Source organism: Flavicella sp. IMCC45668, assembly GCF_057219105.1.
In genome coordinates, this window is the sequence record NZ_CM170114.1 from 3748966 (window position 1) to 3772724 (window position 23759).

Annotated in this window: 22 protein-coding genes and 3 tRNA genes; 12 read left to right on the forward strand and 13 right to left on the reverse strand. The window is 32.6% G+C overall.

The features are described from left to right. Positions 1-27 precede the first annotated feature (27 nt). Both AC2DZ0_RS15300 and trkA read right to left on the reverse strand, forming a co-directional pair. Positions 28-1533 (reverse strand): TrkH family potassium uptake protein, encoded by a 1506-nt coding sequence (locus AC2DZ0_RS15300; protein ID WP_484490933.1) that lies wholly within the window; start codon positions 1531-1533, stop codon positions 28-30. Positions 1534-1536: 3 nt separating this feature from the next. Continuing rightward, positions 1537-2886, reverse strand: a complete 1350-nt coding sequence (gene trkA / locus AC2DZ0_RS15305; RefSeq protein WP_484490934.1) for a Trk system potassium transporter TrkA — start codon at positions 2884-2886, stop codon at positions 1537-1539. Between the two features lie 125 nt (positions 2887-3011). Between trkA and radC the strand changes: the two genes are divergently transcribed. The 6 genes from radC to AC2DZ0_RS15335 are packed head-to-tail and all read left to right on the forward strand — an operon-like array spanning position 3012 to position 9360. Continuing rightward, entirely contained in the window at positions 3012-3707 is a 696-nt protein-coding gene (gene radC / locus AC2DZ0_RS15310) for a RadC family protein (RefSeq protein WP_484642839.1), read from the forward strand. A 34-nt stretch (positions 3708-3741) separates the two neighbouring features. Continuing rightward, positions 3742-5052 carry a polysaccharide deacetylase family protein gene (locus AC2DZ0_RS15315; RefSeq protein ID WP_484644845.1) on the forward strand — a complete coding sequence of 437 codons (1311 nt, stop codon included), beginning with the start codon at positions 3742-3744 and terminating at the stop codon, positions 5050-5052. Then, positions 5045-5923, forward strand: a complete 879-nt coding sequence (locus AC2DZ0_RS15320; RefSeq protein WP_484642841.1) for a hypothetical protein — start codon at positions 5045-5047, stop codon at positions 5921-5923. The genes AC2DZ0_RS15315 and AC2DZ0_RS15320 overlap by 8 nt, the downstream gene beginning before the upstream one ends. After that, positions 5920-7149 (forward strand): glycosyltransferase family 4 protein, encoded by a 1230-nt coding sequence (locus AC2DZ0_RS15325; protein WP_484642843.1) that lies wholly within the window; start codon positions 5920-5922, stop codon positions 7147-7149. Before AC2DZ0_RS15320 ends, AC2DZ0_RS15325 begins: the two co-directional genes overlap by 4 nt. Next, on the forward strand, positions 7142-8563 hold the full coding sequence (locus tag AC2DZ0_RS15330) for a lipopolysaccharide biosynthesis protein (RefSeq protein WP_484642844.1): 1422 nt from the start codon (positions 7142-7144) through the stop codon (positions 8561-8563). The genes AC2DZ0_RS15325 and AC2DZ0_RS15330 overlap by 8 nt, the downstream gene beginning before the upstream one ends. Positions 8564-8568: 5 nt before the next feature. After that, entirely contained in the window at positions 8569-9360 is a 792-nt protein-coding gene (locus AC2DZ0_RS15335) for a hypothetical protein (RefSeq protein WP_484642845.1), read from the forward strand. 1 nt (position 9361) lies between these two features. On the opposite strand, the gene AC2DZ0_RS15340 is transcribed toward AC2DZ0_RS15335, so the two are convergent. Continuing rightward, positions 9362-10636 (reverse strand): replication-associated recombination protein A, encoded by a 1275-nt coding sequence (locus AC2DZ0_RS15340; protein WP_484642846.1) that lies wholly within the window; start codon positions 10634-10636, stop codon positions 9362-9364. A gap of 78 nt (positions 10637-10714) precedes the next feature. Here AC2DZ0_RS15340 and AC2DZ0_RS15345 point away from each other — a divergent pair, with 78 nt between their 5' ends. After that, entirely contained in the window at positions 10715-11395 is a 681-nt protein-coding gene (locus tag AC2DZ0_RS15345) for a rhomboid family intramembrane serine protease (RefSeq protein ID WP_484642848.1), read from the forward strand. Here AC2DZ0_RS15345 and AC2DZ0_RS15350 read toward each other — a convergent pair whose 3' ends face one another. Both AC2DZ0_RS15350 and AC2DZ0_RS15355 read right to left on the reverse strand, forming a co-directional pair. Next, positions 11396-11803, reverse strand: coding sequence for a hypothetical protein (locus tag AC2DZ0_RS15350; RefSeq protein ID WP_484642849.1), 408 nt, complete (start codon positions 11801-11803; stop codon positions 11396-11398). Positions 11804-11863: 60 nt separating this feature from the next. Next, complete coding sequence (locus AC2DZ0_RS15355) at positions 11864-14077, reverse strand: endonuclease MutS2 (RefSeq protein WP_484642851.1); 2214 nt, start codon at positions 14075-14077, stop codon at positions 11864-11866. Between the two features lie 155 nt (positions 14078-14232). Here AC2DZ0_RS15355 and ung point away from each other — a divergent pair, with 155 nt between their 5' ends. After that, entirely contained in the window at positions 14233-14898 is a 666-nt protein-coding gene (gene ung / locus AC2DZ0_RS15360; RefSeq protein WP_484642852.1) for a uracil-DNA glycosylase, read from the forward strand. Positions 14899-14946: 48 nt separating this feature from the next. Here ung and AC2DZ0_RS15365 read toward each other — a convergent pair whose 3' ends face one another. The 7 genes from AC2DZ0_RS15365 to AC2DZ0_RS15395 form a co-directional block, all read right to left on the reverse strand. Further along, positions 14947-15297, reverse strand: coding sequence for a translation initiation factor (locus AC2DZ0_RS15365; RefSeq protein WP_484642853.1), 351 nt, complete (start codon positions 15295-15297; stop codon positions 14947-14949). Between the two features lie 12 nt (positions 15298-15309). Continuing rightward, positions 15310-15486: a hypothetical protein gene (locus AC2DZ0_RS15370; protein ID WP_484642855.1), complete on the reverse strand. Its 177-nt coding sequence runs from the start codon at positions 15484-15486 to the stop codon at positions 15310-15312. A 2-nt stretch (positions 15487-15488) separates the two neighbouring features. After that, positions 15489-16439, reverse strand: coding sequence for an isopenicillin N synthase family dioxygenase (locus tag AC2DZ0_RS15375; RefSeq protein ID WP_484642856.1), 951 nt, complete (start codon positions 16437-16439; stop codon positions 15489-15491). A gap of 5 nt (positions 16440-16444) precedes the next feature. After that, positions 16445-17224, reverse strand: coding sequence for a DUF6048 family protein (locus tag AC2DZ0_RS15380; RefSeq protein WP_484642857.1), 780 nt, complete (start codon positions 17222-17224; stop codon positions 16445-16447). Continuing rightward, the gene (locus tag AC2DZ0_RS15385; RefSeq protein WP_484642859.1) at positions 17190-17669 is read right to left on the reverse strand and encodes a DUF6452 family protein; all 480 of its coding nucleotides are present in this window, start codon (positions 17667-17669) and stop codon (positions 17190-17192) included. Before AC2DZ0_RS15385 ends, AC2DZ0_RS15380 begins: the two co-directional genes overlap by 35 nt. 93 nt (positions 17670-17762) lie before the next feature. Next, positions 17763-18533: a C40 family peptidase gene (locus tag AC2DZ0_RS15390; protein WP_484490951.1), complete on the reverse strand. Its 771-nt coding sequence runs from the start codon at positions 18531-18533 to the stop codon at positions 17763-17765. Beyond that, the gene (locus tag AC2DZ0_RS15395) at positions 18533-19720 is read right to left on the reverse strand and encodes an acetyl-CoA C-acyltransferase (RefSeq protein ID WP_484642861.1); all 1188 of its coding nucleotides are present in this window, start codon (positions 19718-19720) and stop codon (positions 18533-18535) included. The genes AC2DZ0_RS15390 and AC2DZ0_RS15395 overlap by 1 nt, the downstream gene beginning before the upstream one ends. 182 nt (positions 19721-19902) lie before the next feature. Here AC2DZ0_RS15395 and AC2DZ0_RS15400 point away from each other — a divergent pair, with 182 nt between their 5' ends. The 4 genes from AC2DZ0_RS15400 to AC2DZ0_RS15415 all read left to right on the forward strand — a co-directional run bounded on the left by AC2DZ0_RS15400 (position 19903) and on the right by AC2DZ0_RS15415 (position 22520). Further along, on the forward strand, positions 19903-21951 hold the full coding sequence (locus AC2DZ0_RS15400) for an HD family phosphohydrolase (protein ID WP_484642863.1): 2049 nt from the start codon (positions 19903-19905) through the stop codon (positions 21949-21951). A gap of 262 nt (positions 21952-22213) precedes the next feature. Then, positions 22214-22300, forward strand: a tRNA-Ser gene (locus AC2DZ0_RS15405). Between the two features lie 25 nt (positions 22301-22325). After that, positions 22326-22400, forward strand: a tRNA-Pro gene (locus AC2DZ0_RS15410). Positions 22401-22446: 46 nt separating this feature from the next. After that, positions 22447-22520 (forward strand) — tRNA-Arg (locus AC2DZ0_RS15415). A gap of 136 nt (positions 22521-22656) precedes the next feature. On the opposite strand, the gene AC2DZ0_RS15420 is transcribed toward AC2DZ0_RS15415, so the two are convergent. After that, a complete protein-coding gene (locus tag AC2DZ0_RS15420) occupies positions 22657-23433 on the reverse strand; it encodes a LuxR C-terminal-related transcriptional regulator (RefSeq protein WP_484642865.1) in 777 nt (258 codons plus the stop codon). Positions 23434-23759: the final 326 nt, after the last annotated feature.

A 23759-nucleotide genomic window follows, 5' to 3' on the forward strand; every position in this document is an offset into this window, starting at 1 on the left:
ATCTGACTTTGCTTTATATGATATTTGTTAAGTTCTTTTCCAAAAGAAAGGAGTAAACAATATTAAAACCGTAAAAAGTTCCAGCCTACCAATTAGCATTAGAAATGAGCAGAATACTTTGGCAGGATCAGATAGATGAGCATAATTATCCACAGGACTCAATGATCCCAGTGCAGGACCTACATTTCCTAGCGATGATGCCGCAGCGCCGATGGCAGAATCAAATTCTAATCCCATAAAACTAAGAATGATGGCACTCGAAATAAATATAAGCATGTAAAGAACAAAGAAGGAGAGTATATTAAAAACAATAATTCTTGAAACTCCTTTATTGTCGTATCTAACCGGAATAATTGCATTTGGGTGTAGTAATTTTTTAAATTCTAAAACACTATTTTTTATCATAATGATGTGGCGTACAATTTTTACACCACCACTTGTAGAACCTGCAGATCCTCCAATTAAGAAAAGTGAAAAAATAAGCATAGTAGCCAAGGAATTCCATGTAGTGTAATCAGCCGAAACAAAACCTGTTGTGGTAAGCACTGCAACCACTTGAAAACCGGCATGTCTAAAAGAACTCTCGAGGGTTCCCCATGGCATTGGGTGTTCTATGGTTGATTCTATCCCAGGTGTTTGGAAATATTGAATGATTATTGTGATTACAATAGTCATGAATATAGATCCGAAAAAATAATATTTGAATTCTTCGTTTTGAAATATTTTTCTGATTTTTCCTTTAAGGGCAAAGTAAGTAAGTATAAAATTGGTTCCTGCTACAAACATAAAGGCAATCACAATGTATTGAATAATTGGCATATGGTTCCAGTAAGCCATACTCGCATTTTTTGTTGAAAAACCTCCCGTACTCATGGTGGCCATGGCATGATTTAGAGCATCAAACCAAGTCATTCCTGCAATTTTTAACAAGAAAAATTCAGTTAACGTAAGGGAAACGTAAATTAACCATAAACGTTTTGCTGTTTGGGTGATTCTGGGGTGCATCTTATCTGCTGAAGGCCCTGGTGCTTCTGCCATAAATAATTGCATACCACCAATTCCTAAGAGTGGTAAAATAGCGATCGTCAATACAATAATTCCCATTCCACCAATCCAATGAGTTGCACTTCGCCAAAATAAAATTCCGTTAGGTAATGCTTCGATATCGTTCACAATAGAAGCCCCGGTGGTAGAGTATCCTGAAATGGTTTCAAAAATTGCATCCGCAAAATGAGGGATCGTTCCAGTGAATAAATAAGGTAGCGCACCAGTAAAGGTTAAAATTAGCCAACCCAAGGTTACAATGATGTATCCTTCTCGTTTGTGCAAGGTTTTAGGAGCGTTTCTATTCAAGAACCACATAAAAAAACCTATGCAGATAGTGATCAGTCCAGCAGAGAGAATTCCTGTGTAAGTTTCCTCTTGGTTGTATAGACTAAAAGGAACTGCAAATAGCATGAAAATACCATTTAACATAGCGGTTAATCCCAAAAAACTAACGACTATTTTATAATTTAATCCAGAAGATTTCATTGTTTAGTTGTTAAATAATTTTTCTACCTCTCCAATAGATTCAGGTAAACAGAATACAATTACTCTATCTCCCTTTAATATTTGAAAATCTCCAAAAGTCATAACAGCTTCCCCTTTTCTTACTACACCTCCAATTACAGCTTTGTCCGTTAATCCAAGGTCTTTGATTTTTAGTTTGGTTGCTTTTGCATTTCGTCTCACAAAAAATTCCAATACTTCGGCATCAACGTTGTGTAAGTTGGCAAGTGCTAGAACCTTTCCTTTTCGTACATGTTTGAAAATAGCCCCTGCAGCAAGTAGTTTTTTGTTAATTAATGTGTCTATTCCGATAGTTTGAGAAATGTTAATATAATCCATGTTCTCAACTAAAGCAATGGTTTTTTTAACTCCTTTTGACTTGGCAACAAGACAAGACATAATGTTGGTTTCAGAATTACCGGTAACGGCAACAAAAGCATCCATTTTATTGATGGCTTCTTCGTCTAGTAATTCTACATTTCTACCATCTCCTTGAATGATCAGGGTGTTGCATAGCGAATCGGCAAGTTCAAAAGCTTTATCTCTTTTACTTTCGATTAATTTTACATTAAAATTGTGATCGCATAAGTTTTTTGCAGCTTTTTGCCCAATTCTACTTCCTCCAAGAATCATTACATCCTTGATCCCAACTTTCTTTTTCCCAATCAGTTCGTAAACCTTTTCAATATGTTGTTTTGTTACAGAAAAATATACCTGATCGTGGTGCTTAAATTTAGTACTCCCTCTAGGAATAATCGTTTCAATAGTATTCTCTCTTTTTAGAGAGATAATAGTAAAATCTATTTCAGGGTACATTTCTTTAACCTCCTGAACTGTTTTTCCTAAACTTGGGGACTCAGAAGAGAGTCTTGCTCCTAAAATTGTGATCGCACCATTTTCAAATTCAAATTTGTCGTTAAAGACAGATTCATTTAAAAGCGCTTCAATTTCTTTGGCAGCCAAAAATTCCGGAGATATCATATAATCAATACCTACCTCTGCAAAATTAATTTCATTGGTTGTGAGGAATTCGGTATTAGAAATTCTAGCAATGGTTTTCTTAACTCCTAACTTCTTGCTGAGTGCAGCAATCGTTAGGTTCGTGTTCTGAGATTCAGTAACCGCTAAAATTAGATCAGCATTTTCCACACCTACTTCCTTTAATGATTTGATAGAAGTAGCATCTCCTTTTACAGAAATCACATCCAAATGATCATCAATATACTTAAGTTTTTTAGGATTTGAATCAATCACAAAGGTGTCTTGAGCTTCGTTTGAAAGAAGTTTTGCCAAGTGGAAACCAACATCTCCAGCACCCGCTATAATAATTTTCATTGAAAATAAATTTATACAAAGATAATGAAGAAATTATTCATTACTCCAATGATTTTGACAAATAGCGAAAACGTTTCTTTAAAAATATTTGAAGAAGTTATCTTATCTTGAATAGAAAAAGCAATATGAAAAAGGAATCTTTTACAATTAAGAATTGGGATATTTCTGATAGGCCACGTGAAAAGTTGATTTTGAAGGGGAAAAGAGTTTTGTCTGATGCAGAATTGATTGCGATATTGATTGGTTCTGGAAACAGAAATGAGTCTGCTGTTGAGTTGGCCAAAAGAATATTAGCACAGTGTGATAATAGTTTGAACAAACTGTTTAAAATGTCTTTATCTGAATTAGAAGCGTTTCGTGGCATTGGAGAAGCGAAAGCTGTTTCTATAATAACCGGACTTGAGTTGGGCAGTAGATTACGGATGGCGGATACAAAAGTTCATGATAAGATTACAAGTAGCAAAGATGTGTTTGATTTAATGGAGCCTATTATAGGAAACTTGATGCATGAGGAATTTTGGGTGTTGTTCTTGAATAATTCCAATAAAGTACTGCGGAAGGTAATGTTGAGCAGAGGAGGTTTGACAGGTACTGTAGTGGATATTCGGCTGCTTTTTAAACAAGGGTTAGAACAATTAGCAACGGGTGTTATTTTGTGTCACAATCATCCTTCTGGAAGTTTGATTCCTAGTATAGCAGACAAAGAGGTTACAGAGAAAATTAAGGATGCTGGCCGGAGTTTAGATATTAAACTACTGGATCATTTAATAATTACAGAAAAAGCTTATTTTAGCTTTGCCGATGAAGCCTTGATTATTTAGGATGTCGTCTTTAAATAAAATAATTTCTCCAAAAATGGTATTGGTATATACTCATAAAATAACCCCTAGGCTTACTTATATTTTTAAGCATATTTTTATAAGGATATTGAATTCTAAGGTTAGTTTTACCACTAAAATAGAGGAATTTGTTGCATTTAACGGAGCCAAGCTAAATTATTCTAAGGTGCCGTTGGGGAATGAATTTTTTATAAGGTCGTATGATTTATTGTTTGAACAAGGGATCAATGATATAGAGTTTTCTATTGCCAAATGGGATGAGGATGTACCTTGTTTTTTTACTGCAGGTAAAAAATCTTCGATACCCTATGATATTTTTGCGGCTAGTTTTTACTTAATTAGTAGGTACGAAGAATATTTACCGCATGTGCAAGATGAACATGAACGTTTTTCAGTGGAAGAGAGCATTGCTTTTAGAAATGGTTTTTTAAAAAGACCGCTAATTGATATTTGGGCATTTAAATTTTTAGAGGTTTTACAGGAAAAATTTCCAGAACATACTTTTGAAAAGAGAACGTTTTCATACATCAGTACTTTTGACATAAATCAAGCTTATATTTATAGAGCTAAAGGTTTGGTTCGCTCTATTGGTGGTTTTTTGATAGATTTTTTTACTTTTAAATTAAGTGCTTTTATTGATCGTGCCTTGGTTTTGTTAAAGGTGAAAAAGGATCCGTATGATACTTATGATGAAATTGTAAGATTGAAAAAAGTATACCGGTTTCCAACGGTATTATTTTTCTTAATATCTAATGTAAGTACTTATGATAATAATGTTTCTATCACAAAAGATAAATATAGATTGTTAATTAAATCTATGTCTGATTATGTGAAAGTAGGTTTGAACTTGTCTTATTTTACAATGAAAAAGGAGGAGTTGATGAAAAAGGAATTGAAAAAAATGGAGTCTATTATCAATACCCCTGTTTCTAAAACGAAACAGCATTTATTAAGAAACCATTTGCCAGAAACCTATCAGAAATTAATTGATTTAGAGGTTGAGGAAGATTATACCATGGGCTATTCTGATTATCTTGGTTTTAGGGCGAGCACTTGTACTCCTTTTTATTTTTACGATCTTGATTTTGAAATTCAAACTCCTTTAAAAGTATTTCCTTTTGCAGTCAATGATTATGCATTAAATGAGATGATGAGTTTATCTCCGAAACAAGCCTTGTTGAAAATTAAAGAATTGTTACAAGAAGTAAAAAAGGTGAATGGAACTTTTGTGACTTTATTCCATAATGAAATACTTAGTGATTATGGTATTTGGAAAGGTTGGAAAGGGGTTTATGGTGATGTTTTAGATATGATAAAGAATGATTAAATATATCAAACGAAAGAATCTCAATACACAGAAATATGACAAGTGTATTGAAAAGGCATTGAATTCAAGAGTGTATGCCTTTTCGTGGTATTTGGATTTAGTAGCTGATAATTGGGACGTTTTAGTGTTTAATGATTATGAAGCGGTAATGCCGTTGCCATGGAGACAGAAGTTTTTTATTAAGTATGTATATCCACCTTGTTGGACACAACAATTGGGCGTTTTTTCAGTAAATCGAATTTCGGAAGATTTGGTAAAGGAATTTATTGGAAATATTCCTTCGAAGTTTAAGAAAGTAACAATTCAGTTTAATTCTGGTAATTCTGTTTTATCAAATAAAGAAACAAGAATAAACTATATATTGCCTTTATCTAACTCATATGAAGAAAATATTAAGGGATTTAATAAAAATAGAAAAAGAGAATTAAAAAAGAGTCATACTATTAAAGATATCTTTCTGGACAAAAAACTTAGTTCATCTGAGTTTTTAAGTTTCCTTATTAGTCAAAAATTACCTTATGAATTATCAAAAGAAAGTGCAGGGAAATTAAGGGGGATTTTAGAATTAAAACGAAAAGAGATTTTAATTTGGGGTGTGTTTAAAGGAGGAATTCTTTTGTCGGCTATTTTATTAATAAAAGATAAGAAAAGAATTACCTATCTATTGCCGGTGTCATCTATTGAAGCCAAGAAATACGGGATACATACTTTATTGGTCACAGATTTGATAAAAGAGTTTTCAGATTCTGAATTAATTTTAGATTTTGAAGGGTCAATGATAAAAGGTGTTGCTTCGTTTTATAAAAGCTTTGGTAGTATTTATGAAAATTATGGAAAATTGGAGATGCCCTTTAAACTTATTAATAGATGAAAAGTAATTCGGGAAAAGCACTCAAAATTTGTTTTTTAGCAGACAAACATGAATTGTACGATGATCGTATATATTGGAAAATGGCGGTTCCTTTAGTCAAAAGAGGATATCAAGTTGTTTATCTGCTGATAGGGGATTCTGATGACCGAGGAATGACCAAGGAAGGAGTGGAATTTGTTGTTTTTAAAGTTAAAACGTTTTCGAACAATAGATTTATAAATTTTATTTTGAAACGATTGAATCCAAATAATAATTATAAAAAGCTTTATTTGGAAGCTAAAAAGCAGCATTCGGATATTTATCATTTTCATGATTTTTGGTTAAATAGAATTGGCGGTAAACTTAAACGATTAAAGCAAAGGCCCGTGGTTTTTTATGATTCTCGTGAACCATATGCAGAGGATTATGTTTCTTACGCGGAGGAAACAGGCATGTTAAAAATGATTGTTGTTTTGTTTTCAAAATGGGTTGATTATTGGGAAAAGAAAAAATCTAAAAAATATGATCTTGTTATTTCTAATGAAGAAATAGTTAGAAATAATTTTAGAAATAAAATAGGTGATGATAAAGCTGAGGTTATTTATAATTATACAGATAACCAAAATGAGTATCGTGATTTGAAATATGCACAAAAAAAGTATGATTTTATTTATACAGGTACAATTACAGAACTAAGAGGTGCTATTTCGCTTTTAAGAGCATCAGTTTTGGTTAAAAAAAAGTACAAAGATTTTAAATTAATATTTATAGGAAAATATACTCCTTATGGCTTAAAGGATAAAATGGAGGAGTTTATAAACAGCCAAGGTTTAAATGATAATATAGAATTACATGATTATGTGAGATATGATAAGATGGCAAATTATTATAATCTGAGTAAAGTTGGTTTATTGGTTCCCTACCCTGAAAAGTCGTTTAAAATTAAAATGTTTATTAAGATATTTGAATACATGACTTTTGGATTGCCTATAATCGGTAGTGATTTTGGTCATATTAAGGAATTTGTAGAAAAGGATAAATGTGGAATCTTGGTAAACCCTGAAAGTATTAATGAACTTGCACAAGCAATGATTACTGTTCTTTCAGATCGTGAATTGTATACTAAATATAGTAAGAATGGTAGGACTGCAGCAGTATTAAAGTATAATTGGACTAATGAATTTGAAAAGCTTTTGAGGTATTACAACGTTGCATTAGAAAAAATAAAACTTAGCGTAAATGAGTAAAGTGTTTGTTAAAGACTTTTCATGGTATTTTCTCGCCTCTGTATTTCCTATTATTATAGGGCTGTCTAAGACAGGTATCTTTACTCGGCATTATTCGGATACTGATTATGGGATTCTAGGAATTGTTGCGGTTTCCTTCTCTTTTATTAATGTTATCCTTTATTCATGGATTAGCTCATGTCTATGGAGGTTTTATGAGAACTATAAAAAAAACAATAGGTTAGATTTTCTATATGGTAATCTCACATTATTATTTGGAGCATCTTTTGTGATTACTTTTTTTACAGTTGTTGGTTGGTCTGTATTGGATGTACGGAATATCGTTCAAAAGTTGATTTTGTTTTCTTTTTTGCAATTGGTTTTTAGTCAGTTGTTTGCATGTTACATGGTTGTTGTTAGAATTGAGGGAAATTCAAAATTTTATTCTGTTTTTCAAATTATCAGAAGTATTATCGCTTTTTTATTGCTCCTTTACTTTGCGTTTATGTTGGATGTAGATATTTCAGCAATGATTTCAAGTTTGATGATTGTCGAAATTTTATCCTTTTTGGTGCTATTGATTTTAAACCCTTTGAAGTTGAAATTCAAATCATTCAAAATGGATATAATTTCATTAAAAGATATTGGTAACTATGCAATTACAGGTTTGTTTATACATGTTTGTGTATTATTAATAACACTTAGTGATAGGTATATAATCGCCTTGACTGGAAGAATAGAAGAAGTAGGTGTTTATGACCAAATATATAAAATTAGTCAACTTTCAATTTCTGCAATTGTTACAGTGTATTTTAATACAGTAAACCCTAGTTTGATCAAATTGTTTGAAAAAGGGACAGACACTTCAATATTAAAAATTAGAAATCATATTAAAATATTCTGTGTTATTGGTATACCCATAGTTTTGTATTTAAGTTTTTTCTCAAAAGAAATATCAGCTTTGTTTTTAGGGCCTAAATTTAGGATTGCATACGATATAATGCCAGTTGTCTTTTTTGTAGTGATATTAACAGGTCTTACAAACTTTTTTGAATTACGATTTAAATTCACCAATAAACTAAGGAGATTGAATGTTTTCTTCTTGATAGGAGTTGTATTTAATTTAGTAACCACTTTTTTGGCAGTTAAATATTTAGGTTACAAGTCTGCAGCCGTGACTACTTTAGCTACCTATATTTTAGTTTTGACTCTTTTCTTGATAGGAGATAAAAATTTCATAAATTTGAATAAGAAAAACATCCGATACTTTTTAAAGTATGTACTGTTTTTAAGTGGGCAAATTATTTGTTATTTTTTTGTAATGGATTTTTTTGAATTTAAAATAGTTACTAAATATATACTTGTTTTATTGTTCGCTTTAAGTTATTTCTTTTTGTATCGTAAGGATATTACACTAATTTTAAAATTAAAATAGTACAAATGACAAAAACAATTCTCTTCTTTCTGTTTCTAACGATCACTGTTTCTGCCCAAAAAACAATTAATAACTATGCTTATGTGGTTGTTCCAGATCAATTTTCATTTCAGAACTCAAGAGATCAGTATCAATTGAATTCTCTAACTAGATATCTATTGGAAAAAGAAGGAATGAAAGTGTTTTGGGATACCGAGAAAATTCCGAGAGAATATGTGGTGATGGAGTGTGGTGGACTAAAATTGAAGATGAATAAAAAATCTTCGATGTTTAGAAGTAAAGTGAATTTTGACTTGATGGACTGTTATAACAATGTTGTGTTTTCCAGTGAAATTGGTTCAAGTAGTGAGAAGGAATTTAAAAAGGGATATCAAGAAAGTATTAGAAATGCTTTTAAAAGTTTTGCAGCGTTGAATTATACCTACATTCCTCAGCCAGCCGCGGAAGTTCCGATTGCTGTGGTAGCTGCACCTACAATAACTCTCCAAAACACCAAAGTGCCTGCTTTGAAAGATGTTTTGGTTTATAAGAACAATACAAATTTGGTGGTAGAATTGACTAAATCAGGTGGTAGTTATATTGGTAAGGTAAGCTCTAGCGAATCTATTAACTATACACAAGGTGATGTTATTTGCAAGCTATTTGAAACATCTTTGCCTAATGTATTCAAAACCCAATGGAAAGATTCTTATGGGAATTTTATCAATACAATTGCTTATTTTGACGAAGATGGCTTATTGTATGTAGATTTTTCTGCCCCAACAGGAATTACCACAATGAAGTTTACAAAACAATAATTTAGTAATTATACTTTTCTCGCCAACGTGCTTTTAGCGTATTCCTAAAGTCGTTTTCTCTTGTATTATTGCAAGGCTCATAGAATTTGGTGTTTTCAATTTCTTTTGGTAAAAACTCTTGAGAGACAAAATTATTTTCATAATTATGAGAGTACTTATAGTCCTTTCCATAGTTAAGATCCTTCATCAATTTTGTTGGTGCGTTACGTAAGTGAAGAGGGACGGATAAGTCACCTGTGTTTTGAACAAGTTGTAAAGCTTCATTAATAGCGACGTAAGAACTATTACTTTTCGGTGAATTGGCTAAATAAATGGCACATTGACTCAAAAGGATCCGAGATTCAGGATATCCTATAGTTGCAACAGCTTGAAAGGTAGAATTGGCCATAATCAATGCCGTTGGATTGGCATTTCCGATGTCTTCTGATGCAGCAATTAACAAACGCCTTGCAATGAATTTTACGTCTTCTCCTCCTTCAATCATTCTTGCCAACCAATATACAGCTGCATTAGGGTCACTCCCTCGAATTGATTTAATAAACGCAGAGACAATATCATAGTGTTGTTCCCCTGTTTTGTCATATCGTACCGTATTTTTCTGAACTTTACTTAAAACTAGCTCGTTGGTAACTGTAACAGGTTTTTCCTCTGAGGACACCACTAATTCAAATACGTTAAGCAGTTTTCGTGCGTCACCACTTGAAACTTGAATTAACGCATCTGTTTCTTGCAATATAACTTCCTTTGATTTAATCAAATCATCTTTTTCCATAGCTCTTTCCAAAAGGTTGATAAGATCCGTTTTGTCAAAAGAATTTAAAATATAAACCTGGCATCGTGATAATAAGGCAGGAATCACCTCAAAACTAGGGTTTTCAGTAGTTGCGCCAATAAGCGTTACCCATCCTTTCTCAACGGCTGCTAATAAAGAGTCTTGTTGTGATTTGCTAAATCTATGAATTTCATCAATAAATAAAATTGGATTCTTAGCGGTGAACAAACCTCCGCTTTGACGTGCTTTTTCAATTACCTCTCTCACATCCTTTACTCCAGAATTAATAGCACTTAATGTGTAAAAAGGCCTTTGAGATTCTTTGGAAATGATATTAGCAAGGGTTGTTTTTCCGATACCTGGAGGTCCCCATAAAATTAAGGAAGGTATGATCCCTTTTTTAATATGTTGGGTCAATATCCCTGTTTGCCCAACCAAATGTTGTTGACTAATGTAGTCTTCTAAGGTTTTCGGACGGATACGTTCTGCTAATGGTTCATTCATGATGTAAAAATACAATTTTGAGAGAGATTTTTTTCGGAGAATAAGTTTAAATTAGCTTTTAGATATACCCAATAATTCATGGAAGAGAATAATCCGTTTACTTATTCAAAAAAAGTTTTTAGAATTCCAGTGCTTGTGGTTTTTTTGATGTGGTTGGTGTATTGGATAGAAATAAAATTCGGACTTAATTTCACCAAATTGGGGGTTTATCCAAGAAGAGTTGATGGACTGATTGGCGTTTTATGTTCTCCTTTTATTCATTCAGATACCAAACATTTATTTAATAACAGCATTCCTGTGTTTGTGTTTATTGGAATGATCTATTATTTCTATCATGAAATTGCTTTGAGACTACTAATCTTAGGAACTTTATTAACCGGGTTTTCTACTTGGTTGATAGGAGGAGAGGGGTTTCACGTTGGAATGAGCGGTGTGGTCTACCTTTTATTTAGTTTTATTTTCTTCAGCGGTATTTTAAGAAAACATTTCCGATTGATATCCGTTTCATTAGTGGTAATTTTTCTATATGGAAGTATGTTTTGGTATGTTTTTCCTATAGAAAAAGGGATCTCATGGGAGGGGCATTTATCAGGATTGATAGTTGGATTCATTTTTTCTATCATGTATCGAAAAATTGGCCCTCAAAAGAAAGAATACATCTTCAAAAAAACTGAATTTGATTCTTGGTTTGATGAAGATGGTAATTTCAGTCCCCCTCCACCTCCAGTAATAGAAGAAGAGGAAGTAGACAATGATTGATTATTTTACCTTTTTTAAATAACCTTTAAATGTCTCTGTTTTTGTTTCTCCTTTGATAACAGAAACATAAGGCATAATATCCCCATTAGGAATACCGAATTCTACTAAAATTCCACCTCGAGTATTAATATTGATATGAAAAGGGGATAAGTGCATTTTTTTCTTGTCAAAAGAAAGTTTGTAGGAGCAATCATTCAGCCATTTTACATTAGCAAATAAGGTGTCTCCTTTGCTGTTTATTTGTTGTTGACTAGTTTTGGTTTTGATAAGGGTTGCGGCATTTTCAAATAAAGTGTCATTTGCAATTAAAAATGTACCTGTTTTAAAATCGGTACATGCAGTTTTTTGATCACATGAATTTAGACTAATTACTACTGTGCATAATAATGCGAATACATAAGTTTTCATAGGGGTATATTTAGATTTTAAAGATACATAAAACAATGAATAACCCTTTAGAAACTAAATTTATTTTTTAGCAGCAACAACAAGCTCAATTTTATCTAAAGTTGCTTGTGTTGTAAACATTCCGTAATCAATAACAACCTTGTTTTTTTCTATTTTATCAATAATTCCACAAGCCTTTCCATCAATCAGTCTTACTTTGTCATTTACCTTAAATTTATAAGAAGCTTTTTCTTTCGCCTTGCGTTTTGCTTCTACTTCTTTTTCTTTTCGTACCTCTACAACTTTTGTTAGAATCTCTTTTTCTATTTTTTCTAACTGTACCTCTTTTATTTTTTCGGCTTTTATTTTTTCTTTTTTCGCTGCTTTTGCTTTTTTATCTTTCTTCACAGGTGGGTTCAATTCTAAATATTTAGTTTTTTCTATCAATACCCATTTGTTGAATTCAGCAAAAAGTGCCTTTTTGTTGTTGGTTTGGAAGTATTTATTAAGCAATTCGTTTGATTTCCTTCCAAAAGTTAACATTTTTTGGTTTTTATCGTATAGCTCTTGAAAACTGTTTAGTTTCGCCTTTATTTTTGATTCTTTGTCAGATAAATTTTGAGTTTGGTTTTTTGCCTTTAGTTGTTCGTTTTCTAGTACTTGAGAATTTCGTTGTAACTGATTTCTTTCTTTTTGAAGTTTAGAAATTGTTTTATCCAATCTGATTTTTTCTCCCTCTACCTTTTTCTTTGCTCTGTTGATCAAACTAAAAGGGATTCCGTTTTTTTGAGCAACCTCAAAAGTAAAGGAGCTTCCTGCTTGTCCAATATGTAATTTGAATAAAGGTTCTAAGGTTCGCTCATCAAACTGCATGTTTGCATTACTTACATTTTCCAATTCATTAGCCAATACTTTTAAATTGGAGTAGTGAGTTGTAATTACCCCAAATGCTTTTTTTGTATAAAATTCTTCTAAAAAAATCTCAGCAAGGGCTCCTCCTAAATCTGGATCACTTCCTGTACCAAATTCATCAATTAGAAATAATGTATGTTCGTTACATCTTTTTAAGAAACCACGCATGTTTTTAAGGCGATAACTATAGGTGCTTAATTGGTTTTCTATGGATTGGTTGTCTCCAATATCAGATAAAATGGTGTCAAAAAAATAAGTTTCACTATGTTCATCAACCGGAATTAGCATACCGCTCTGTACCATTACTTGTAGTAAACCAATTGTTTTTAATGTGATACTTTTTCCACCAGCATTAGGCCCTGAGATAACAATAATTTGCTGTTGTTCACTCAATTCAAGGGTTTGAGGAATAATAGGTAATGCTGCCTTTCTGTTCTTTTCTAGTAATATTGGATGATAGGCCTCTTGAAAATAGATTCTTTTTGAGTCAGAGAATTTAGGTAATAATGCATTATTGGCATAGGCATGTTTGGCCTTTGCACCGATACAATCTAGTTTTGTTAGGTAGGATTGATAACTGATGAATAAAGGGAAAAACGGGCGAATTGTTTCGGTTAAAACTTTAAGTAGTCTGTTGATTTCTTGTTTCTCATCATGTTGTAGATTTTGTATTTCTCTATGCAGCTCTAGAGTCGCTTGCGGGGCAATAAAAACAATACTTCCTGTTTTAGAACTTCCTAATAAACTTCCTTTTACTTTTTTTCTATGCATGTTTTGAACCGCTAAAACACGCTGGTTGTCTACAACAGACTCTCTAATATCATCTAGATATCCTGCACTGTCATACCTGCTCATTTCTCGAGAAAAAGAACTACTTAATTTTGCTCTTGCAATATTTATTTCTTTTCGAATTTCTCTTAAAAAAGTAGAGGCTTTATCTTGTACTTCACCATAGGGAGTAATTATTTTTTGTATTTCGTCTATCGCAGTCTTTGTATATTCAATTTCAGACGATTTAGAAAGAAGTGTTGGGAAATAATCAGCAAATTTCTTAAAGAAAAGTAAGAGTTCATTAACGGTTTCAGAGTTTGTGGCAATTTTTAAAAAAGAAGCTGCGTCTAAACGGCTGTTTTCTATTTTTAAAAGATGTATTTCTTTTGTAAGATCTTCAAAATAATGATTAGGAATTCTGTTTTCACTTATAAGCGAAGAATTATATTCCTTTACTTGCGCTAGCTCAATAAATAAATCAGGTTTGTTAGAAATCGGTTTGATTTCTTGTACTAATTTTTTTCCTAAGTCAGATATGCAGTGCTCTTCAACACTATTTAAAATAGAATTAAATTCTAAGTCGTCTAATGTTTTTTGTGATATAAATCCCATTGAAATACGTAGTTTTTCTTCTACAATTTAAGATGATTGTAGTGCTTACAAAAGTAAGGATATTTCATAAAAAGAATTGTTTTCTGTCAAGAGTTACACGATAATTTTTTTAGAATTAAGAAGAATGATTTTATATTTGTGCCAATTGATACCTTATGTTAGAAAATTTAAGTGCCGAGTGGAAAGATATTTTAAAAAATGAGTTCCAAAAACCTTATTTTAAAGAGTTAGAAATTTTTGTAGAAAAGGAATACAAAACAACAACTTGTTTTCCAAAAAAGGAAGATATTTTTGCTGCATTTAATGCGTGTAGATTGAAAGATATTAAAGTAGTACTATTAGGGCAAGATCCTTATCATGATGTTGGACAGGCACATGGCTTGAGCTTTTCGGTGTTAGATGGTGTAAATCCACCACCTTCCTTGAAAAATATTTATAAAGAGTTAGCAACAGATATTGGGTTAGAAATTTCATATTCAGGAAACTTGTCTCATTGGGCAGAGCAAGGTGTCCTTTTGTTAAATGCCACGTTAACCGTAGAGGCTCATAAAGCGGGATCGCATCAGAAGAAGGGATGGGAAAAGTTTACGGATGCTGTTATTGAAAAAATCTCAAATGATTGCGAGCATGTAGTTTTTCTTTTATGGGGAGGCTATGCTCAAAAAAAAGGGAGAAAAATTGATGAGACAAAACATTTTGTTTTGAAAACAGGTCATCCTTCTCCATTAAGTGCAAATAGAGGCTACTGGTTCGGAAACAAACATTTTAGTAAAACCAACCAATACTTACAATCAAAAAACACTGATGTAATTAATTGGTAGTGTGTGTTGTAGTTTTGAAAGTGGTGCTGCAGGTAAAACAAAGATTAATTAACCACCAACTCTTTTTACGTTGTAACCATCTGCTTTTAAGATTTCCATGATTTTATCACGGTATTTACCTTGAATTATAATTTCTCCGTCTTTAATAGAGCCTCCAACGCCACATTTAGTTTTAAGTTTTTTTCCTAAAGCTTTTAAGTCAGCTTCTGATCCTTCAAAACCTTTAATTACGGTTACTGTTTTTCCTCCTCTTCCTTTGTTAGAAAATAAGGCCTCTAATCTTTGATCCTTAGGAGAAAGAGTTTCTAGTTCTTCGTTTTGATTTAAATCGAAATCATCGTTTGTAGAGAATACAAATCCTCCCAAATCTGATAAGTCCGTTAATGTTTTTTTAGCCATGCTAACTCTCTATTATTTGTTTTTAATTTTTTTCCAAAAGAACATAATGAGCGCAATAGATTCTATGGAAAGTCCAATTGCTAGTGCCAAAACTCCTGCACCTTCTTCCTCTTTAGTTAGGTTGATCACTATCCCGGTAGCAACCCAAATAAAACCTAGAATAAATACTCTTACTATATTTTTATCCATGCCTATTCTTTTATCAGTCCTAATTCAATTAACCGTTCTGTTAAAAATTCACCTGCGGTAATATCTTCGTATAATTTGGGGTTGTTTTCATCAATGCAAGCATCCAAACAGTTCAACTTCATTTCAGCTTTTGGATGCATGAAAAAAGGAATAGAGTATCTAGAGGTTCCCCAAAGTTCTTTCGGAGGATTGATTACCTTGTGGATGGTAGATTTTAATTTATTGTTAGTTAATCTAGAAAGCATGTCTCCTACATTAATCATTAATTCATCAGGTTGCGCAATCGCGTCAATCCAATCACCATTATGATTTTGTACTTGAAGCCCTTTTCCATGTGCTCCCATCAATAACGTTATTAAATTGATATCTCCATGTGCAGCGGCACGTTCTGCTCCCTTAGGTTTATCTTCAATAGGAGGATAGTGGATCGGTCTAAGAATACTGTTTCCATTTAAAATATAAGAATCAAAATAGAATTCATCTAATTTTAGATGCAAGGCAATAGCGCGTAAAACATATTTTGCAGTTTTTTCTAATAACTGAAAAGCTTCTTTCCCGATTCTGTTAAATTCAGGAATTTCAGAAACAATAACATTTTCTGGGTATTGTTTTTTTAGTGTAGCGTCATTTTGTACATATTGTCCAAAGTGCCAAAATTCTTTTAGGTCAGCTTCTTTTTTACCTTTAGCACTTTCTTTTCCAAAAGAAGTATATCCTCTTTGTCCGCCAATACCTTCAATCTCATATTTTTTTTTCACATCTTCCGGAAGTTCAAAAAAATGTTTGATTTCTTTGTAGAGGCTATTTGTTAATGGATCACTTAAAAAATGACCTTTTAGAGCCACAAAACCAATTTCATTAAAAGCAGTACCAATTTCTTGAGTAAAAGCTTTTTTCTTTTCAGGATTTTCAGATAAAAAATCCTGTAAATTAACACTAGGTATTTTTTGCATAGAGGTTATCTTTTGTACAATGGTATTCTATAAGCGATAGTGTATCCAAAACCAAGACCTGTTCCGGTAGAAAAAACTTTGTTAAATCCGGGAACATATAGGTTTTGAAAATTATCAGGTTGCGTTTGATTCAGCATAAAATTAAATTGAATATGAGCACCCAGATATAAATTTTTGAGAGTTTCTACCTTCAACCCGAATAACAACCCAAACCAATGCGCTGTTAAGTTTTCGTATGTTCTTGGTGTTAAATTTGTTCTCGGTTCAAAATAAGGACCAGAGATACCATCAATTTCCGTTCCTTCTTGATAAATAGTATAACCATCAACGGTCTGATCAAATAAACTAAAACCATAACGAGCACCAACATAGATTTCGTTATCCATTTCCAGCCAGTTTTTAAAGGTGTTCCAGTTAATACCTGCAGAAATGTACGATCCACTGGCGGTAAAAGCATAAGTATCTCTTCTTTTTACTTGCTCAGCAACACCAATTTCCGCTGCAATGTATAAGTTTTTTTTAATTCTATAGTCACCTACAATTTCAAAACCACTGTAGTTGGTTTTCACTGCAGATAATATGGGTTTTACAATATCAATCCCCAATCTTAATCCATAGTTTTTTTTATATACAACAATAGAGTCTGCATCTATGGTAGATGTTTTTGCAACAACCTCTGTATCTTGTTTTTTTTCTGGTTCTGTTTTTTCTTGACTGTTTGCAAGGGTTACAAACAGTATAAAACAAAAACTAATGGTAAACCTTAATATGCGTCTCTGTTTCATTTTCAATTTTTGTAACGTTTACCTCTATTCTATCAATCCAGTTTGGGCTTTCGGTATCCTCTTCTTCTTTTTCTTCTTCAACTAAAGTTGCTCCAAAATCATTAAAGTGAGCAATATAGCCACATCCTTCAGATATAAAAACATCTGAAGTTGTATAGGTTAAATCGAGTGTATCGATATTAAAAGAAGTTGATAAGAGGTATTTGGTTGAAGTTGACTGGGTGTTTAGTGGCAGTAAAATAGAATCAGTCAATACGAATTGATAAATTGAGTCTTTTTGATCTGCCCAAGCATAAATAGGTACTTGTTTTTTAGTAGTAGGATCTTCTTTATCGAAAAATCCAATAATTAGTCTTGGAGTCGTTGGGTCATCACAAAAATCATCATCTTCACAAGAAGTAAATAATAGTAATAAAAGTGTAAAAACAAATAATATTTTTTTCATTGTAATGAAGTCAATTCTAATATGCTGCCAAAGATACTAAAGTATCATCTAGTTTATTTTAATTTTTTTTAGTTATCAGATATTTAACACTCCTTAAATTATTTTTTTGATTACCCGCAGTTTGTGGGTGTGTCTTTTAGAATCCACATTATAAATTCCAGAATGGTCTAGTCTATCTATTCTAACTTTTCCATGGGCATGAATGATGTAATTATCTTTCATGATAATTCCAACGTGAGTGATGGCTCCTTCATCATTATCAAAAAAGGCCAAATCTCCTGGTTCACTTTCTTCAATAAAGCTCAATACTTCTCCTTGTTTGGCTTGCTGCGATGCATCTCTTTTTAAACTATAACCATTCAATTTGTAGACCAACTGTGAAAAACCAGAGCAATCAATGCCAAATGGAGTTTTTCCACCCCATAAGTAGGGACTATTTAAAAATAAAAAAGCAGTTTGAATTAAATTTGATTTAGGGCGTTGAGAGCTTAAAACATCTCCATCATAACTATAATGTTCGTTTGCAATAGAAAACTTGTTATTGCTGAAATTTGGAAGGTTTGCACCAATAGGAACCGTCATCAATTCATTTTTTTGATTAGAAATAAAGTCTACTAGATTGCCTGCCAAAATTTTGGGAGCCTTCTCTAGTGATTCATACATTTCTTTTTCAATCAATTCAAATTGTTTGTTGTCTAACCAGCCCTCATAGCTGTCAAATGCCAAACGAATTTTACTCCATTTTTTACGGATTTCGAGTACTTTAAAATGTTCTCCGAACAATATTTGAGATACCAATTCAGCTTTATCAGAGGGTTCGTCGCGTAAAGGAACGATGCTTAAATTACAAATTCCGTAATCCATTAATTGTTTTTGTTTTTTTCAATAATAATTGCAGTGGCACCACCACCGCCATTACAAATTCCTGCAGCTCCAATGTTACCATTGTTGCTAAAAAGAATATGGGTCAAAGTAACTAAAATTCTTGCACCTGAACAACCCAAAGGATGTCCTAATGCAACGGAACCTCCTTTTATATTTGTTTTGTTTAATGGAATATCTAAGATGTCGCAATTGGCAAGTCCAACTACAGAAAAAGCTTCGTTTAATTCAAAATAATCTACCTCGTCTAAAGTTATGTTTGCTTTTGAAAGCGCTTTAGGTAATGCTTTAGAAGGACTAGTAGTAAAAAATTCCGGCTCTTGCGATGCATCTGCATAGCCAAGAATGCTGGCAAGGGGAGTTAAATTAAGTTCCAAAGCTTTTTCTTCTGACATAAGAACTAAAGCGGCAGCACCATCATTTAAAGTAGAGGCATTGGCTGCGGTTACGGTTCCTTCTTTTGAAAAAGCAGGTTTCAAGGCTCTCATTTTTTCAAAATTAACTTTAAGGAACTCCTCATCTCTATCCACAACAATAGGATCTCCTTTTCTTTGCGGAATGCTTACAGGTATAATTTCTTCAGAAAATCCATTATTATCCCATGTTTGTTTGGCTTTTTTATAGGAGTTTTCTGCAAAATCGTCTTGTTGAGTTCTGCTTATTTTATAGGTTTCTGCACAAAGGTCTGCACATACTCCCATGTGTTGTTGGTCATATACATTGGTTAATCCATCTTTTAACAATCCGTCTACTAAATTTAAGTTTCCAAATTTAGTTCCTTGTCTTGCTTTGAAATAGTGAGGAGCCTGCGACATGTTTTCCATACCTCCTGCAACAATAATTTCTGCATCACCACAAAGAATAGATTGCACGGCTTGCGTTACCGTTTTCATTCCAGAGGCACATACCTTATTGATAGTAGTACAAGGAACTGTATCAGGGATTCCTGCTTTTAATGCAGCTTGTTTTGCAGGCGCCTGTCCTAGGTTAGCTTGAAGTACATTTCCCATTAAAACTTCTTCCACCATATGGGGCGCTAAATTTATTTTTTCCAAAGCCCCTTTGATAGCGATAGCACCTAGATCTGTTGCTGATACGCTAGATAAGCTTCCAAGAAAACTACCTATCGGAGTTCGTACGGCTGAAACAATCACTACTTTTTTGTTCATAAGCTTTAAGGATTAAGAAAGAGGTTCCTGCGAAAGTACTCAAATAATTCGAGAAAATATTCGGATTGACATTGAGAATAGATGCTGCTTAAATGTAAAAAATAATCTAGAATTAATAAAATATTGGTTAGAAATCATACTCCCTTTAAATTTGTTTATTTTTGACTATCAATTAAGATTACATGAAAAAAATCATCAATACAATTTATCAGAATAATTCTGTAATTTATAAAGTTTTTCTGTTTATCATTACTGTTTTTTTAGTAGTGTATTTTTTTCCAAAAGGAGGGAAGTTTAAGTATGAATTTCAAAAGGGAAAACCATGGCAATATGAAAATTTATATGCTCCATTTGACTTTGCAATTCAGAAAAGTCCTGATTTAATTGAACAAGAAAAAAGGGAATTGACTTTAAAGTCAAAATTGTTTTTTGAGTACGATTATACCGTTTTTCCAGAAGTTCAAAAGCAAATGTTGCAAAAAGTGAAAGAATTGAATGTAGATTCTTTAACCGTGCGTGTCATTATGGCTAAAGGGAATTCAATATTGTCCGGTTTGTATAAAAAAGGCTTTGTGGATGCTGCGAGTGAGGCAAAAGTTTCAGATCCTTCAGAACAAGTAATTCTTAGAAGAGGGAATGAAATTATTGAAGTGTCTTTTGATGATTTTATCGCCTCTAATGAGCTATTTCAATTTATACAATCTAAAATTTCTTCACGATCAAATTATAAATATAATGATGATTTGATTCGAATAATTCCGCAGGTGGTAAAAGGAAATATTCGATATGATGAAAATTTCACAAATAAGGCGCTTCAGAATTCGATCAATTCTATTTCTTATACAACTGGTTTGATAAGTGCTAATCAGTTGATTGTTTTTAAAGGAGATATTGTAGAAGGTAAAAAATTCGACATCCTGAACTCTTTAAAAAATGAATACAAATCTCAAACATGGAGTCAAGCTAATTATTATTGGATTGTGTTTGGGTATACCGTTTTGGTTTCTTTGGCATTGTTGATGTTGTTGCTGTTCTTAAGGAAAGATCGAGCTGAGATTTTTGATGATAATATGAAGGTAACCTTTATTTTCTTCAATATATTATTGATGATATTTTTAGTTACGTTTACAATCAAATATCAGGTAGATTACCTTTATGTGGTGCCTTTGAGTATTTTACCCATTGTATTAAAAGCTTTTTTTGATGCTCGATTGGGACTTTTTACACATGTTTTAACTGTTTTGTTGTTAGGGTTTATTGTACCTAATAGTTTTGAGTTTATTTATCTTCAGATCATTGCTGGGATCGTTACAATTTTAACCGTTTCTGAGTTGTATAAGCGTGCTAACTTATTTATTTCGGTAGGCCAAATTACATTGATTTATATGTTAACGTATTTCGCGTTTTCAATTATTCATGAAGGATCCATTACACAGATAAACTGGGATTACTTTGTCATGTTTGCTTTGAATGGTGTTTTGTCATTTTTGTCATTGTTTTTGATATGGATGTATGAGAAAACTTTTGGTTTGGTTTCTGATGTAACTTTATTAGAACTTTCAAATACAAATTCAAAATTACTCAGAGATCTGAATGAAAAAGCACCAGGTACTTTTCAACACTCTATGCAGGTTGCCAACTTGGCGGAAGCAGCAGCCAATGAAATTGGAGCAAACTCTATGTTGGTTAGGACTGGAGCTTTGTATCATGATATTGGTAAAATGGTAAACCCGATGTATTTCACCGAAAATCAATCTACTTCAGTCAATCCGCATGATGATTTAACGCCAAAGGATAGTGCTAGAATCATAATCAATCATACTTTAAATGGGATTGAGCTGGCTAAAAAATACGGACTACCCGATAGAATCATTGATTTTATAAGAACCCATCATGGAACTAGTACCGTGTATTACTTCTTAAAAAAAGAAGAGGAAGGGAATTTGGAGGACATCAATAAAGAAGATTTTCAATACCCAGGGCCAATTCCTTTTTCTAAAGAGACCGCGATATTAATGATGAGTGACGCTGCTGAAGCTGCTTCGAAGAGTTTAAAAGAGCCAACAGCGCAATCTATAGATGTATTAATTGATAGGATTGTTGCAAAGCAAATGGAAGATGGCCAGTTTAGAAATGCTGACATTACTTTTAGAGAAATTGAAACGATTAAAAAGGTGCTAAAGAAAAAATTGAAAAATATTTATCACCTAAGAATTGAGTACCCAGAATAAAATAAAGAGGGTTTCTGACGTAAATGGGGAAGAGGACATGAAATTTTAAATTAAAAAGGATTTCTTGTTATCTGAGTTGTTTTGGTAATTTATTTGATTTCAGAGAGTTGGTGTGTTTTGGGCGTTGTAGAGAAAAAAAAAGCGAAATATTATTGAAAAAAAACCTCAAAAAGGTTGTGTAATACGTAAAGGTAGTGTAGATTTGCACACGCAAAAAATAAGTTCTTTTACAATATTAAATAAACAGATTGTTAAAAATCTAGGAGAGGTGCCGGAGTGGTCGAACGGGGCTCCCTGCTAAGGAGTTGTACCTTTACGGGTACCGGGGGTTCGAATCCCTTCCTCTCCGCAATTTTTTACAATTTTCTATACTTCGGGGTGTAGCGTAGCCCGGTCATCGCGCCTCGTTTGGGACGAGGAGGTCGCAGGTTCGAATCCTGCCACCCCGACGAAGTAAAGAATTTAATTGCATTATCAATACTTAGTATTGTTAATGGGCGCATAGCTCAGCTGGATAGAGCACCTCCCTTCTAAGGAGGCGGTCGAAGGTTCGAATCCTTCTGCGCTCACAGATAAATAAGCCTCACAAATTTAATTTGTGAGGCTTTTCTGTTTTATAGTTTTTTATTTTAGTTGCCTATGTAAGCTTGTTAAATAATATGATTCTATATTTTAAGGATTTTATGATAAGTTTTTACAGATCGCTTAAATGATACCCTCACGAATGCATTTTGTAACTAGTTCGGTTATGTTTTTACAATGCGACTTTTTTAATATGTTTTTTTTGTGAGTCTGGATTGTATGAGGAGACAGGTTGAAGTGTTCCGCTAGATTATTAAAATCATTACCTTCAGAAATTTTCTTTATAATTTCCTTTTCTCTTTTCGTAAATAATTTAGCAAATCGATCTCTCATTAGATGGTATTCTGCATCAGTTTCTATTGCAAAATAGGAAGGTTTGGTTTGACTAATAAAAGATATTTTGTGATCAATCGGCATGTTTAAATGAGTCACATCAGTATGAATCCCGATCACTCGCTGTATTTTACCATCTTCTGATACAGTTAATGTTTTTACTTGGTGCAGAATCGTTTTATACACTCCCTCCGCGTTTCTTAACCTCATCAAGTAAACAACCTTGTATTCAAGCATTTCTTCTAGAGATATTTTATGCAAGAAAAAATTTAAGACTTTCTGTTCTTTTTGATGCATTTTAGATAAATCTTCTGGATGCATTACATCAAGAACTACATCAACCGAAAAATTAATTGGATTAATTCCTAGAACGTCATCAACAGATGGGTGTACGTATTCCATTTTAAGATTTTCAAAATTTAGAATGTAATAATAATAGGAGCCTATGGTGAATAAGGATGCTATTTGGTCTACTAATTCTAGGTAGAATTTTTGTTTCGTAGGCTTTAATACTTTATTATCATCTTCCCAAACTTTCCTGATTTTAGCAATATTAGTTTCTTTCATTTAGGGGCTAGTGGTTTTTATGAAATTTCAATATAGCTATTTATAGTTAAATATACCCCATATAGGGTATGTTTTGTGTTGTTTATTTGAATTATATTTGTCTATAAGCTGCTCCAATGATGTTCATTAGCGTAGAGTGCGTTTATTAAATTTTTTTTAGCAAAACAGTACTAGTCGAAACAATCAAAGTGTATTCTTTGCTAAAGAAAAATATTGAAGATTCATGAAAAAGAGAACTAGGGGTAGTTTAGAATCGAAAACCGGATGCTGTTATAAGGCATCCGGTTTTTCTATTTAATATTAAAAATTAGCATTGAGATCAATCA

Coding starts and splice junctions, on each gene's coding strand:
- AC2DZ0_RS15300 (WP_484490933.1), bottom strand. CDS start 1,533: ATGAAATCTTCTGGATTAAATTATAAAATAGTCGTTAGTTTTTTGGGA.
- trkA (WP_484490934.1), bottom strand. CDS start 2,886: ATGAAAATTATTATAGCGGGTGCTGGAGATGTTGGTTTCCACTTGGCA.
- radC (WP_484642839.1), top strand. CDS start 3,012: ATGAAAAAGGAATCTTTTACAATTAAGAATTGGGATATTTCTGATAGG.
- AC2DZ0_RS15315 (WP_484644845.1), top strand. CDS start 3,742: ATGGTATTGGTATATACTCATAAAATAACCCCTAGGCTTACTTATATT.
- AC2DZ0_RS15320 (WP_484642841.1), top strand. CDS start 5,045: ATGATTAAATATATCAAACGAAAGAATCTCAATACACAGAAATATGAC.
- AC2DZ0_RS15325 (WP_484642843.1), top strand. CDS start 5,920: ATGAAAAGTAATTCGGGAAAAGCACTCAAAATTTGTTTTTTAGCAGAC.
- AC2DZ0_RS15330 (WP_484642844.1), top strand. CDS start 7,142: ATGAGTAAAGTGTTTGTTAAAGACTTTTCATGGTATTTTCTCGCCTCT.
- AC2DZ0_RS15335 (WP_484642845.1), top strand. CDS start 8,569: ATGACAAAAACAATTCTCTTCTTTCTGTTTCTAACGATCACTGTTTCT.
- AC2DZ0_RS15340 (WP_484642846.1), bottom strand. CDS start 10,636: ATGAATGAACCATTAGCAGAACGTATCCGTCCGAAAACCTTAGAAGAC.
- AC2DZ0_RS15345 (WP_484642848.1), top strand. CDS start 10,715: ATGGAAGAGAATAATCCGTTTACTTATTCAAAAAAAGTTTTTAGAATT.
- AC2DZ0_RS15350 (WP_484642849.1), bottom strand. CDS start 11,803: ATGAAAACTTATGTATTCGCATTATTATGCACAGTAGTAATTAGTCTA.
- AC2DZ0_RS15355 (WP_484642851.1), bottom strand. CDS start 14,077: ATGGGATTTATATCACAAAAAACATTAGACGACTTAGAATTTAATTCT.
- ung (WP_484642852.1), top strand. CDS start 14,233: ATGTTAGAAAATTTAAGTGCCGAGTGGAAAGATATTTTAAAAAATGAG.
- AC2DZ0_RS15365 (WP_484642853.1), bottom strand. CDS start 15,297: ATGGCTAAAAAAACATTAACGGACTTATCAGATTTGGGAGGATTTGTA.
- AC2DZ0_RS15370 (WP_484642855.1), bottom strand. CDS start 15,486: ATGGATAAAAATATAGTAAGAGTATTTATTCTAGGTTTTATTTGGGTT.
- AC2DZ0_RS15375 (WP_484642856.1), bottom strand. CDS start 16,439: ATGCAAAAAATACCTAGTGTTAATTTACAGGATTTTTTATCTGAAAAT.
- AC2DZ0_RS15380 (WP_484642857.1), bottom strand. CDS start 17,224: ATGAAACAGAGACGCATATTAAGGTTTACCATTAGTTTTTGTTTTATA.
- AC2DZ0_RS15385 (WP_484642859.1), bottom strand. CDS start 17,669: ATGAAAAAAATATTATTTGTTTTTACACTTTTATTACTATTATTTACT.
- AC2DZ0_RS15390 (WP_484490951.1), bottom strand. CDS start 18,533: ATGGATTACGGAATTTGTAATTTAAGCATCGTTCCTTTACGCGACGAA.
- AC2DZ0_RS15395 (WP_484642861.1), bottom strand. CDS start 19,720: ATGAACAAAAAAGTAGTGATTGTTTCAGCCGTACGAACTCCGATAGGT.
- AC2DZ0_RS15400 (WP_484642863.1), top strand. CDS start 19,903: ATGAAAAAAATCATCAATACAATTTATCAGAATAATTCTGTAATTTAT.
- AC2DZ0_RS15420 (WP_484642865.1), bottom strand. CDS start 23,433: ATGAAAGAAACTAATATTGCTAAAATCAGGAAAGTTTGGGAAGATGAT.